12 protein-coding genes are annotated in these 12908 nt (G+C 32.5%); 7 read left to right on the plus strand and 5 right to left on the minus strand.

Translation table 11 applies throughout. From position 1 onward, the window contains the following. Nucleotides 1-219 precede the first annotated feature (219 nt). The 6 genes from JFL43_RS04445 (at nucleotide 220) to JFL43_RS04470 (ending at nucleotide 6741) form a co-directional block, all read left to right on the plus strand. Nucleotides 220-423 (plus strand): cysteine-rich CWC family protein, encoded by a 204-nt coding sequence (locus JFL43_RS04445; protein ID WP_200748103.1) that lies wholly within the window; start codon nucleotides 220-222, stop codon nucleotides 421-423. 258 nt (nucleotides 424-681) lie between these two features. Next, a complete protein-coding gene (locus tag JFL43_RS04450) occupies nucleotides 682-1095 on the plus strand; it encodes a hypothetical protein (RefSeq protein ID WP_200748104.1) in 414 nt (137 codons plus the stop codon). 801 nt (nucleotides 1096-1896) lie between these two features. After that, nucleotides 1897-2820 (plus strand): S8 family peptidase, encoded by a 924-nt coding sequence (locus tag JFL43_RS04455; protein WP_200748105.1) that lies wholly within the window; start codon nucleotides 1897-1899, stop codon nucleotides 2818-2820. After that, nucleotides 2817-3416 (plus strand): hypothetical protein, encoded by a 600-nt coding sequence (locus JFL43_RS04460; RefSeq protein ID WP_200748106.1) that lies wholly within the window; start codon nucleotides 2817-2819, stop codon nucleotides 3414-3416. Before JFL43_RS04455 ends, JFL43_RS04460 begins: the two co-directional genes overlap by 4 nt. Nucleotides 3417-4097: 681 nt before the next feature. Beyond that, nucleotides 4098-5630 carry a DEAD/DEAH box helicase gene (locus JFL43_RS04465; protein ID WP_200748107.1) on the plus strand — a complete coding sequence of 511 codons (1533 nt, stop codon included), beginning with the start codon at nucleotides 4098-4100 and terminating at the stop codon, nucleotides 5628-5630. Between the two features lie 331 nt (nucleotides 5631-5961). Beyond that, entirely contained in the window at nucleotides 5962-6741 is a 780-nt protein-coding gene (locus JFL43_RS04470; RefSeq protein ID WP_200748108.1) for a YqhG family protein, read from the plus strand. 353 nt (nucleotides 6742-7094) lie between these two features. Here JFL43_RS04470 and JFL43_RS04475 read toward each other — a convergent pair whose 3' ends face one another. Beyond that, nucleotides 7095-7946, minus strand: a complete 852-nt coding sequence (locus JFL43_RS04475; protein WP_200748109.1) for a YitT family protein — start codon at nucleotides 7944-7946, stop codon at nucleotides 7095-7097. A 395-nt stretch (nucleotides 7947-8341) separates the two neighbouring features. Continuing rightward, nucleotides 8342-9448: a PRK06851 family protein gene (locus JFL43_RS04480; RefSeq protein WP_200748110.1), complete on the minus strand. Its 1107-nt coding sequence runs from the start codon at nucleotides 9446-9448 to the stop codon at nucleotides 8342-8344. 266 nt (nucleotides 9449-9714) lie between these two features. Between JFL43_RS04480 and JFL43_RS04485 the strand changes: the two genes are divergently transcribed. Further along, nucleotides 9715-10557 carry a hypothetical protein gene (locus JFL43_RS04485; protein ID WP_200748111.1) on the plus strand — a complete coding sequence of 281 codons (843 nt, stop codon included), beginning with the start codon at nucleotides 9715-9717 and terminating at the stop codon, nucleotides 10555-10557. Between the two features lie 275 nt (nucleotides 10558-10832). On the opposite strand, the gene JFL43_RS04490 is transcribed toward JFL43_RS04485, so the two are convergent. The 3 genes from JFL43_RS04490 to JFL43_RS04500 form a co-directional block, all read right to left on the minus strand. Further along, nucleotides 10833-11258, minus strand: coding sequence for a YugN family protein (locus JFL43_RS04490; RefSeq protein WP_200748112.1), 426 nt, complete (start codon nucleotides 11256-11258; stop codon nucleotides 10833-10835). Between the two features lie 395 nt (nucleotides 11259-11653). Then, entirely contained in the window at nucleotides 11654-11986 is a 333-nt protein-coding gene (locus tag JFL43_RS04495) for a DUF3862 domain-containing protein (RefSeq protein ID WP_157813058.1), read from the minus strand. Nucleotides 11987-12486: 500 nt separating this feature from the next. Further along, complete coding sequence (locus JFL43_RS04500) at nucleotides 12487-12669, minus strand: hypothetical protein (protein ID WP_200748113.1); 183 nt, start codon at nucleotides 12667-12669, stop codon at nucleotides 12487-12489. Nucleotides 12670-12908 lie beyond the last annotated feature (239 nt).

Raw genomic sequence — 12908 nt, forward strand, 5'->3', positions numbered from 1 at the left:
AACTTTCAAAGGGGGAGAGCAAATTTTAGAAAGCGATTATATTGCTGAGATTCAAACTATGGCAAAATTTTTCGTAGAAAATAAAATAAGTGATCCTGCGAAGTATTATGAGGAATTGTTGAAATTTGCAGCTTCTTAAGAGGTTGTAATTCTTCACAAAAAATGTTCCCATCTATGTAATACTTAACTTATATGGTGAAAGAATTAGAGGTGCTATGAATGACTGACAAAAATTTCCCTTTATGTGGAGAGGGAAACAGATGTATGGCAGGAATCGAAGGCCAAGGTAACTGCTGGTGTTATATAGAAGGGGAATTTCCAAAAGGGATTTTTGAGTTAGTTCCTCCAGAGAGTAAAGCAAAGCATTGTATATGCAAAAAATGTGTCGATACATATAGGGAAGAAACGGAAATGAAAAAATAGTGAAGACCAGATCTCCCTGAAAATCCATCAAATAATCCTTAAATGCATATTATTTTGCTAATTGCAGGCTTAGTATTGATTTATGTAATACTAGCTAATGCTATTGTAATAAATAAGAAAAGTCGGTTCCTTGAGGCTATAGGAATTCGACTTTTTTCATGTAATGGCTTTTCTTTAGTTCATACCACTTGATATTGAACAATATATATAGGTACAACATCAAAAACATTAGGAGTGGTCTTGCTGCAGAAGGAGAAAATGGGTCTAATTGTAGTTGCTTTACTTTTACTGGTCGTGACATCTCTATTTATTTTCAACAAATTTTCAGTAGCAAAAGAAGAATCCTATGATGAGTTTTCTAAATTATCTCAAGAGAAACGTGAAGCAGCTATAAAAAAATTTGATGACTTTCAAGAGTACCTATATAAAAAGGGTGGTTTCTACGAACAAGTACATAAAAAATTGAGAAAGGAAGGGTACGACCACGTGATGCTAATAGCGGAGTATCCTAAAGGTGTAACTTGGGTGAAATTTGCATTAACAAACAGAGAGGCTACTAAAAAGGAACAAGAAGAGGTAAAATCTATTTTTAATAAGTTGGTCAAAAAAAATAATTTGGATCCAAAAGTATTTAAAGTTAGAGTGAGAAATGATGATAGTCCGGATTGGTAACCGTAACTCTTGGGGAATTAAAACGCGTTGAAAATAGCTATTAGTATACGCATATATATGATTATTTCATTCTCTAATGGGAGCTTAGTGAATGAAATAATACGAAAAGTCAATTTCTTTATGTAACAGGAAATTGACTCTTTTACTGTAGGTTTTGGGCCTGAAAGAAAAATTACAAATAATTGTTGAATGCATATCAATTATTTATTCAATTTTAATGTTTTATAATCTTTATAAGTTACTAAAGAGGTAATAATGTCATATAGAACAACAAAACTAGCCATAACACAGACTATCCCCAATATTAATGCTGTATAACGATCTTTTGATAATACAAAGATATTGTATAATCCTAAAGGTAATGAAGTTGTAAATATTAAAATATTTCTAAGGAATTCATTTTCTTTATTAAGAAAAAATTTTAGATTTCTCACTTATTCTTCCCTTTCTTACAAGTAGTTTAGAACATATATTTATGTATAGTGTACAACTTCAATTATTCTTTTACAATAATGATATTTATTGTTATTAAATTGATTATACCAATCTGGCACTCTGTATGGGAGTGTCAATAATTTTGTGTAAATGACAATTCAACCTTTTCTTGTAGATCATCACTTTTGGATTTTTAAGTGCTTTTGTTTCAGTTCTGTGAGAAGTTCTTTCCAATTATACGCAGATTCTGTTGAGCGGGGACATATTTCTAATTGGACATTGTATTTAACAATCGAGGTTTAATCGGGATATGTTCCTGTTTAGACCTCTTTATCATATACTTCTTTAAAGAAAGAGCTGATCGTCTTGCGGATTATTCTTCTATATTTATTTATCTTCTTAACAGCATTATTCTTTTTAATCAATATAGATGAAACAAATACAGGGAATTCTTTATTTAATAATCAAGCTTATGAATTAATGAATATTGAAAATGTTGACACTTCGCTAATTATGAAAGAAAATATTAAAATTGGTGTTGTAGATGTTGGCATCACTAATAACCATCCTAATATTAAATCAATTCCTTTGAACAAGACATTCAGTGACTCTGAAGATGTTAAGCATGGTGATATTGTTTCTGGAATAATTGCCGCACATGCCGGAGGAAATAATAATTTTACAGGTATCTTACCAGGTGTTACAATTTATACCTATAATCTATCTTCTGATGATTTATCTACACAAGCTCTTACACAAGCATTAGAAGTTATGAATAATGAAAAATTAGATGTAGTAAATATCAGTTTGGCTACACCATATGATGATGTAGCTTTATATAATATGGTTCAACAAATGATAACACAAGGTACAGTCGTTATTTCTTCATCTGGAAATTATCCTAAAAATACTGATTATTTCCTATCTTCTTACAATATACCAGGTCTTATTTTAGTTGGAGCACTGGGTAAGAATAATGATTTGTTAAATGAAACTACTTACAATACGTCGATTGATGTTTGGGCAATAGGTGAAAATGTCTTTTCTCTAGGTTCAGCAACTGGTTCAGTTGAAGCTTATAGTGGGACATCTTTAGCGGCACCTATAGTCACAGCTCTAGTAGTATTAATGAAAGTAAAGTGTACTAACAAGGAATTATCGCCAGTCGAGATAGAACGAATGATTGTTAGCAGTGCTACTCCATTTATGACAAAATGGCAGAGTAAAGATGTGAATGCTAGGATTCTCGACTACAAAGATACATTACTATCATGCGGGGGGAAATCATGAACCTACTCTTTACGAATAAGAAGGCACTTATTCAAATTACCTTATTAGTTTTAATTTTTTTACTAGCTGGATGTAATAGTGAAAATGATGATCGTGTTGTTAATGCAGAGTTATTAATCGATGATGCGAAAGAGATTTTCGATGAAAAGGTATTACCTCTTCTTGAAGATGATTCAACCATTGAAATTTCAGAAGCTACAAATCTTGATTATTTACATATTATCTCTTTTGTTAAAGGTAGAGATGAAGAAGATGATACCTTTGGATTTTTATTATTATCAAACAAAGAAGGGAAAAAATATACTTTTGGTGATATGGAACATCATAAGTTATTGAAAAAAGAGCCTTTTGAGGTAATGGACTATAATGGAAACATCGGATTGAAGTTAAACCAAGAAGTTCAAATTACATTAGGATATATTAATGATCCAAGCATTGAAAAAGTGTATGTATATTATGACAATGCGAAAATGAGTGCGACATACTTAAACAATGGGCAGAAAACTTTTACAGAAATTAGTTTTGGCGGGGCTGTTAAAGTGAACCGAATTATTGGACTTTCTGCTGAAGACGATTTGATTCATGAGATTAAATAGATATTGTTATATGGATATCTAAAATATTAAATGAATCATAAATAAAGATTGTGATATATTCTAATACAAGTTAAATTCATATATTAAAAGGCAAGAACTGCTCAATTCAGTCATATATTCTCGTATATGTCTATGGAGCAGTTCTTTTTTTTAGAAAGGTAGGTAAAACTATAAATGAGAGTATTGTTTTGTTTGGAACATCTAGAACAAAAGTACATTAAAGCGGTTGAGCAAAAAATAGCAATGTCAAATGTTAAATATGATGGAATAGATATTATCAGTTCTGATAGTTTTTTATAATGCGATGCAGTGGCAGCAACTAATCAATTCAATAACCAGCGGGTTCATTCATTCAAAACTAAAAAAATTTAAGATTATACTACTTTCCAACAATAGCGTTGACGGTTGAAATTATTTATTTAATTTGCTATGTCGTATAACTTTTTTTGAAAGACAGAGAATAAATTGCAGTCTTTTTTTCTTGTCGTGTCATGAAACTAAGAGTACCCCAAAATGTGGAAATATACTTAAGTTATCATTAGGATTCAATTTTTAAAATTCATGAAAAATATCTTCTAAGTTCATTACCATCACTCTAACTCAGCTTTTTTTAATAAATAATCATAGGTATTTCTTTTTTGGACAACATACAGTAAGAAAATATCGCATGAGGTGATGATCATGATTATTGAAAGGTCGTCTGAATGGGAAGAAGGCTTCATAAAAAGGTTAGAAAATAATGATGAGTGGGATAGCTGGACACTCTACAATATGAGTTATGAAGTAGCGAAAACAAACTTAATCACTGAATTTTCGGGTCTCCAATCTCCTAAATACTTACCCAATCTAACCCCTCTTACTCATCAATTGGAAGTGGCTGAAAAGGTCATCGAAAGAATGAATGGAAAAGCCATTCTTGCAGATGAAGTTGGGCTTGGTAAAACCATTGAAGCAGGTTTGATATTGAAAGAATACCTAATTAGAGGGCTTGTAAAAAAAGCGTTAATTTTGGCACCAGCTTCTCTAATAAATCAATGGGTCGAAGAGCTGAACTATAAATTTCACATCCCAGCTATTCCTTATAAAAAAAACATCCAAATAGAAAACTACGATGTAGTAGTAATGAGTATGGATACGGCCAAAAAGAGCCCACATAAAGAGCGCATATATGCGGAAAATTACGACATGATTATTATTGATGAGGCACACAAACTAAAAAATCATAAAACAAAAATTTACGAGTTTGTCCAAAGTTTAAAGAAAAAGTTTTGTTTGTTGTTAACTGCCACGCCAATACAAAATGATGTGTTTGAACTATTTTATCTCATTTCTTTACTAAAACCAGGGCACCTAGGTAATTACGAGATGTTTCAATCCTCGTTTTCGGCTAGTAAACATAATTTAGAACACGATGATTATCTGAAAGAATTGGTTAATCAAGTAATGGTGAGAAATAGGAGGCAAGACACTGGGATTGAATGGACAAATCGTCATGTTCAAATTATCCCAATCGAATTTACAAAAGGGGAAAGAGAAGTTTACGATTTGATATTGGAACTTAAAAATGTTTCGACTGTATTTTCGAGTAGCTTCTCTATGATTACTCTGCAAAAAGAAATGTGCAGTAGTAAGGAAGCAACTTGCTTGACCTTAGAAAAAATGCATCAAAACATAACAGATCCAGATGAGGCTAAGTTTGTTGAAGGTATTATTAAAAAACTAATGTCTTTGGAAATAAATTCGAAAGCAGAAAAAGCTTATGAAATTATTTCACAGGCAAATGATAAGGTCATTATCTTTACCGAATACCGAGCGAGTCAAATCTATTTGCAATGGTATTTAAATTCAAAAGGAATCACAAGTGTCCTCTTTAACGGACAATTTAAAAAAAATAAACGAGATTGGATGAAGCATTTATTTAAAGAACAAGCACAAGTACTGATAGCGACAGAAGCTGGAGGAGAAGGAATTAACCTTCAATTTTGTCACCACGTCATAAACTATGATTTGCCATGGAACCCCATGAAGTTAGAGCAACGAATAGGACGTGTTCATCGGTTAGGACAAGAAAATGACGTCCATATTTACAATCTTGCTATTGATAACACCATTGAAAAAGATATATTGGACTTGCTCTATGTTAAACTTGATGTTTTTGAAAAAGTAGTGGGTGAGTTAGATGACATTTTATCAGCTTTCAAGAAATCCGTTTAGGATAAGGTGTGTTGATTAGGTAAATATCAAGTTGTTATTTACCGTTAAAATGTTTTTTTATGTTCAATATTAACGTATGTTGCTACATTTTTAATTGATTGTAGCGGAGGGTGCTCGGCTCCTGCGGGAAATGCAAGCGAACCGAGACCCTGCACGTAGCGGAAATCACCCTAACACTTTAATAGTAATGGTTAAAATTGGTTAATAAACACGCCTGGTATAGGGTGGAAGTAGCAGCGGTAAATGTTCTTTGCCCGAAAGCGTAAGCGGCAGGGACACATGTTTTCTTGCCCGAAAGCGAAGCGGCAGGGACATATAGAGGAGGGTGTACATGTTCCCACAACAAGTTCATGGTTACTTGCGAAATTTTTTTGAAGAAAACAAGTGTCAAATTGTAAATGATAGTGACCACTACATGACCGTTCAGCTAACGATTGATATGGATAAAAGACTTATGAACCGTCCTTTCTATTGGAGATACTTAGAAAGTACAAATGGCGTGCCAAATCCTGCTCAATTAACTTTGATTACGGATCAAATTAAGCTTGATGACAATATTAAAGGTGAAGTAGTGCACTTCGGTTCTCCTCGGCTCAATCAACTATTTCAAGCAACTAAAGAGTTGGGCGCATTTGTACAAATGTTTGAGAGGGTAGATGCACTTGAAATTAAAATCATTTTAACCCCTTGGCTAGGTGTGAATTATAAAGTGTCTTATTACAGTGATCAAACGAAAGAAATGCTTTATTCATTTGGCATTAACTTAATGACAGGAAATCTAATAGATGATTTTCAAGAATCATTAAGTGGCGTGGATTTAGTATCAGTTATGCCAGAAAATGCATTTCATCTTCCGTATATTATTAAGCCCCTTCGCGCCTTAGAGCGATTAAATGTGGCAATAGAAAATATCATTCAACAAGATGACCACACATGGGCCGAAGAAGCAAAAAAAAGATGGCGAAAAGATCAACAAGTATTAGAATACTTTTATGATGGGATAGAAAATAAGCCAGAATGTTATGAGTTGGAGAAGAAAGCAATGGAAGAACAGTACGACACTAGAATTAAAGTTGAAATTGTAAATGGTGGATTATTTTACATGAAATGATTCGTGCAGGTTTGACTACTAAAAAAGCTTGAATAGAGAATCATTGTTACATGAACACAGTTGAAAGAATGTGCAACATTATTATGAATAACATAAAAGCGTAACTAAAGGTTTTATTTTAGTTACGCTTTTGTTTTGCATATATAGAGTTTTCAGAACATATATAGAATAATAAAAATCAAATACTGCATGTATGTTATTCAACTCAAGGGCAGGTGTCTATTTAGAACAAAGTTAAAGCATTTGTAATATAGTTGCACCGTTTTGAGAAGGCTTTAACCCATTGAGTGTAGCCCCTTATAAAATCCATAAAAATAACATCCAATCCATTACTACTATTTTGCTGATCCATTTTACTTAGATAAAGAAAAGCCTCGTCCAAGAATTTCGGAGGCACTGAGGAATACAACAAAAGAAGTAGGTTCTTGCTCTTGCAACACTTTTTTCAAATAAATAGCTTCCTGTTGCTCAACAACACATAGAATCATTGTTTTTTCCTTATTAGTAAAGCCACCAATCGAGCTTATTTTTGTAAAACCTCGATCAATTTCATTTTTAATAATAGACTGAATGTGTTCTTCTTGTTCTGTAATAATGAGTACAAGTTTTGATGGTGAGGTTTGCAGTTGAACAAAGTCTATCACTTTGCTCGTCACATAAATTGACATCATCGCATATAAAGCCAGTTCCAAATTAAAAACAAGAGCTGAACTGAAAACAACAAAAGCATCAACGATTAACTGTGAATAACCACTAGATAATCCAGTATACTTTTTTAAAATTTGTGCGACTGTAGCTAATCCTCCCGTTGATCCTTTTCCACGGTAGACAACTCCAAGGCCAACTCCTAAAAGGATTCCCCCATAGATAGCAGATAGCAAAGGATTATCGATTTTAAAGGGAATATCGGCACTAACCCAAATGGTAAACGGTACAAAAAAGATACCTACTAACGTCTTTAAGCTAAAGTCTTTCCCAAGGAGTATAAGACCAATAATAAAAAGCGGAATATTAATTATCCATTGTACATAAGCGGGATTAAACTGATATAGTTCATAAAGAATAGTACTTATACCTGAAACACCGCCTGCTGCAAGCCTAGCAGGTAATAGAAAAATATTAAACGCTAGACCAACTAAGATAGAACCGATGATAATAGAAAAGTATTCCATGAATAATTTTTTCTGAGTAATATATTTCGCCATCTTTAACCCTATCCTTTCTTAAATAACACTGCTATCTTAACATAAAACGAAATAAAAACATTATATATATTTCTAGGATGCCCTTTTGTCAATAGAGCAAGCACTAACTATTCGAAAAGATGATACAGATACGCTAAATGAAGGAAAGAAAAACTGAAAAATAATTCGTTTTAATAATAACGGTCATACTCTTTCGTTTTTCATTCATCATGAAGGTATTCTAACATCCTCCACTTCCGTATTTCTTCAAATTAAAAATGTACACTACTAAAATTACTTAGTAATGTACATTCATTCATAATATGGGCGACATTAAGAACAAGTCATGATGAGATAAATTATCAAGTACAATTACTTGTCTTTAATGTTACAAATCCGCCTTTGTCTCTATCTTATCAATCCACATTTGTTTCTTTTGTAAACTCAACTAGGGTAGTTTCAATCTTTTTTTGAATATCTACAATAATCGTGAAATCAACCGCTTTTTGGTAAATCCCTTCAAGTTTATCGTTAGATTTTTTCGCTTCGGCTAAGCATGAGGTTCCTTCATTCATTTTATTTCGATAACGTGTGGAAATTTTCTTGATTTGCTCTTCATACTTTTCATCCGTTCCTGGTACAATCGCTAATTTATATAAATCAACTATTTCATCGCCTTCCCGATCTGGAAAATATTCATGTGGTGCCGTACTGTCGAAAATCGCTATGTCAAGTTCACGTAGGATGACCATATCCAAGCTGTTTGGATCAAAACCACAGTGGTATATTTCAACATCAAAACCTCTATTTAAAGCTACTGAAGCTAATTTTTTCAAAAGAGTTGATTTTCCCGACCCTGGTCTTCCCTTTAAAAAATAACGTTTACGAATGTTTTCGGTTAGATTAGGAACATAGTCCACTGCACCTTTGGGAGTAGCTGCTCCTAAAAATCGATGCTGGATATTGGCTTGCTTATTTAAAAAGATTTCTCCAAAAAAGGTCGTTTTTAACTGCTCTGTTACCTTATTTAACTTTTCAAAATCCATATTAGTAATATAAATCTTTTCCCATTCATCATGAACGGCTAGTGCTTCGGCATACGTTTGATAGGCTTTATCATACGCTTCTTTTCTTTCCTTGATCAGCTGAATAATTTCATCCTTTTTAGCGCTCAGTTGCAGTGAATCCCACGCATCTCCTAAATTCACATATTCCTCAATTGCACCTGGTGCCTTTGGTTCAATGACATGTGGCTCCGTTCCGTCAACAATGCCTATTTTTAATGTAGGGAAAATCACACCGTCAAGGGAGTCAGAATCTGAAGAACAGTGAACGAGCTCCACATCATACCCTTTTTCTTGCCAGTCCTTTGCGATGTTTTTCATCAAAATCGATTTTTCAGTTCCTGGTCCACCTTTTAAAATGAACACTTTTTCTAAACCAGTAAAATTTGAATCAAATAGACTGAAGTAGCCTCGTGCCGTATTTCCCCCAGAAAAATAATGTAATGCTGTTCCGCTCACCTTATACAACTCTCCTCTATAACTAGATGTGTTTCTATAGAAATAAGATATGCGAAAGGAAAGGCATAGGTGAATGCCTATTTTACTTGATAACGTTAAAATCGAATTGAGTAGTCAAATGAGGAATTGCTGCGGCCGAAACTTTTCTTATTATACTAACGGGACAAATTCGCTAAATAATTATTTTTCTAAAATACGTCCATACTACATAAAGTAATTGAAGGGAACTATAATCTTTGCTCCCAATATAAAAAGGGGATAAGTTGATGAAGAAAATAATGCTACTTCTTCTACTTTCGGTCGTAACATTAAACAATAATTCGTTGTTTGTTCACGCTAAAGAGAATCAGAAAAATGACTTAATGAAAATTGTAAATGGATTTATGCCATCGAATGCATTACTTGTAAGTCCTAAAAAACCTTTCTCCACACAGCCAATTCAACTCTATGACTTTAACCATGATGGGCAGAAAGAAATAATCTTTACTTTTGAAATAAAAGCAAAAAAACAACCTGCTCCTTCACAGTATGGGGTAATAATATTGAAAAAGGATGAAACTGATTGGCAAAAAGTTTGGGAAACAAAGATTCAAGGAGTTGAGTTGGATTATTCGGGTCTAGCTGATATTACTGGTGATGGTACAGAAGAATATTTATTCGGTGTTACAATTGGTGCAGCAATGGGAAGCGAACTTGAAGTAATCCAATGGATGGATCACTCATTCAAAAAGATTGCAGAAGTTCCTTATCATAAACTTGAATTTGTGAATGGAAATCACAAGCTCGGTCTAGCTGTTTGGCAAATGTATATTGGTGATAGTTATTTAGTGGATGTATTAAAGTGGAATGGTGAAAAAATGGTTTATGATGAAGGATTATATTCTAAATACTATCCGATAATCAAAAAGTTTTATAAAGATAAAATTTCAGAAATGGATGCCTGGTTTTATTGGTATTGCCTTGCAGATGCCCAGATTAAAGCAAATAAGTTAAAAGAAGCTTCTAACTCGATTAAAAAAGGGATATTGTTAGCAAAAAAATTACCAATGCCAGATGTAGTCCAAGACTTTAATGATTTAAAGGAAAGGTTAGAGAACAAGAAAAAATAAACGTGTGCTTTGGTGGAATAAGAATTAATACGAAAAGTCGATTCCTTAATGTTAAAGGAAATCGACTTTTTGTAATTTGCTTAAGGGGCAAAGGCTCGGTATTTTAGTGAAAAAATTCTATTAACAAACTAAACGATGGTTGAATTAACTTAATAGAATGGGGTTATTAAAATGTAAATAAGTATTTGTTTAAAAATGATTCTATAAAAAAGTTGAAACTAAAACCGCTTGAATAAATGTTAGATTCAAGCGGTTTTGTCGTTGTACACTTGAATTTAGGAACTTAATGATTCATCCATGGAATATAATAATTTGTCGATTGTTTTTTCACCAGCTTGAACCCATCTACTTTTATCATGAATATGCCCATCTTTATCTAAGGGCTCTTGAAACTGGCCAAGTCCAGCAACAGTTGCTAATGAATCCCCATCACGATCTAAGCCAATATTAACAACGTGCTTGATAACATAAGGCGTTTCAAACGTTATTACGGCATTGTACTGATCTAATTCACCATCTACTACTTGAAATGGCATTCTTAAATAAATCGTTTCTCCCTCATCACGCCATAAAATAGTGTCAAATTGCCCTTGATCATATTCGAAATTCTTGGAAAAATTGCATCCGTAATTTTCAAATATGTCGCGCGTATAACCAAAATAAGTTCTTCTTCCCTCAATAGGTGATTGTAATTTAATCAATAATGTTCACTCCTCTTAATATAGGCTGTTACTATTCTTAACTATAAGACGAAAATAATACAAAAAAAGAGGGGAGAAGGAAAATAATAATGAAGTCTAGAGGAGATTCATTAAAAGTTGTGATTATAGAAGAGGAAGAGGGAGTGTGAAGGATGATGACCGGAAAGATATCTTATACAAACCAATTATTTTAGATGGATGACGTATTCAAGCGTATATTTACCATGATATGTTTTTTCCATAAGTAACAGACGATTAGAATGAAAAGGAGTAGACATTTTAATTCATCTCTTTTTAAATAAATTTTCTATGAGAAAGCAATTCTTACTCCACTTAATACAATATTTTCAATTTTAAAACCCCAACTCTATGAGAAGGGGCTTATCTTTTAACGATTACTTTAATAATGCCTGTGCTTTCATTTGTAATTTTCCTCCTTGAAATGTAAAGTTAGCATTTGATATTCCATCTTTCCCGTAATAAATAATCATATAAGTGTAATACGGATCTCCTTTTTGACCAACTTCAGATATTAATTCTCCTTTACCACCAACGATTTTCTGTACTTTTTTATAAGACATTCCATTTTTGATTTTATTGAATTCTTTTTTTGTTATTGTTACTTTTGACTTTGCGTATGCTACATCTTGTCCGTCAATTGCAATTGGTGTAGCCACCCCAACTGTTAATAAACTTGCTACTAATAAACCTTTAATAATTTTCTTCATCTAACTAACATCCAAGTTATATTTTCCTCACAATACATAATTATACATTAAATTTATGGTGATTAAAGAAAAATAAAAATAATGAGTATATGTATAATCTGTAAAATCACATAAACAAGGCGAATTATGGTTAAGTTAAATTGGTTATTTACAAATATTTAGGTGGTTAGAAAATGGTCGTTAAATTAGGAAAAGGGGAAGTTCTTAGGAAAGTGTCATATCATTTGAATGAAGTTTACTATCATTTTGAAGATATTTTTTCCAATTTTTCATATAAAATAATAATGTTTTTTTGACATTACTAATTTCCTCCTCTCAAAAATAGACCTTCGCCTTTATTACTATATTTCGAATATAATGGATTCTCTTTATTTCGTGCGAATTTTTATAAACCTAGTGTGGATTGCATAATATATAAGGAGAAATTAAAATGGTGTGAGTTCCTGGCACCGACAAAAAACCTCTAAGGAAAATAATTCTTCCTTAGAGGTTTTACATCGTTAGGCAGCTTTTTTGTCTTTCTTCTTTTTAGCTACATTTTTTTTAACTTTCTTCTTTGCTACGTTCTTCTTATCTTTCTTTTTGTCTGCTTTTTTCTCTGCTTTCTGTTTGTCAGCCTTTTTCTTATCTTTCTTGATTGCTAATTCTTCTTCAATTTTGTTCTTTTTCGTTTTCTTCGCCATTTAAATCACACTCCACGATATGTATTTTTGAAAAAACTATCTTATTAAAGAATGTTCATGTATTAGTATATATTAACTATTTATGGAATGCAAATTTATTTATGTAAAATATTAGTAGAAATAATATAATAGGGATTGGGAGAATGAATTGTATGCGTGCAGGCACCATATTAACGACAACTTAATTGGTGAAAATTAGATAATCAATACACGTGATGATGTGACTGTACCAAAACCTC

This window comes from Viridibacillus soli (assembly GCF_016612995.1).
GTDB lineage: Bacteria > Bacillota > Bacilli > Bacillales_A > Planococcaceae > Viridibacillus > Viridibacillus soli.

Coding starts and splice junctions, on each gene's coding strand:
- JFL43_RS04465 (WP_200748107.1), top strand. CDS start 4,098: ATGATTATTGAAAGGTCGTCTGAATGGGAAGAAGGCTTCATAAAAAGG.
- JFL43_RS04485 (WP_200748111.1), top strand. CDS start 9,715: ATGAAGAAAATAATGCTACTTCTTCTACTTTCGGTCGTAACATTAAAC.
- JFL43_RS04445 (WP_200748103.1), top strand. CDS start 220: ATGACTGACAAAAATTTCCCTTTATGTGGAGAGGGAAACAGATGTATG.
- JFL43_RS04450 (WP_200748104.1), top strand. CDS start 682: ATGGGTCTAATTGTAGTTGCTTTACTTTTACTGGTCGTGACATCTCTA.
- JFL43_RS04495 (WP_157813058.1), bottom strand. CDS start 11,986: ATGAAGAAAATTATTAAAGGTTTATTAGTAGCAAGTTTATTAACAGTT.
- JFL43_RS04460 (WP_200748106.1), top strand. CDS start 2,817: ATGAACCTACTCTTTACGAATAAGAAGGCACTTATTCAAATTACCTTA.
- JFL43_RS04470 (WP_200748108.1), top strand. CDS start 5,962: ATGTTCCCACAACAAGTTCATGGTTACTTGCGAAATTTTTTTGAAGAA.
- JFL43_RS04475 (WP_200748109.1), bottom strand. CDS start 7,946: ATGGCGAAATATATTACTCAGAAAAAATTATTCATGGAATACTTTTCT.
- JFL43_RS04500 (WP_200748113.1), bottom strand. CDS start 12,669: ATGGCGAAGAAAACGAAAAAGAACAAAATTGAAGAAGAATTAGCAATC.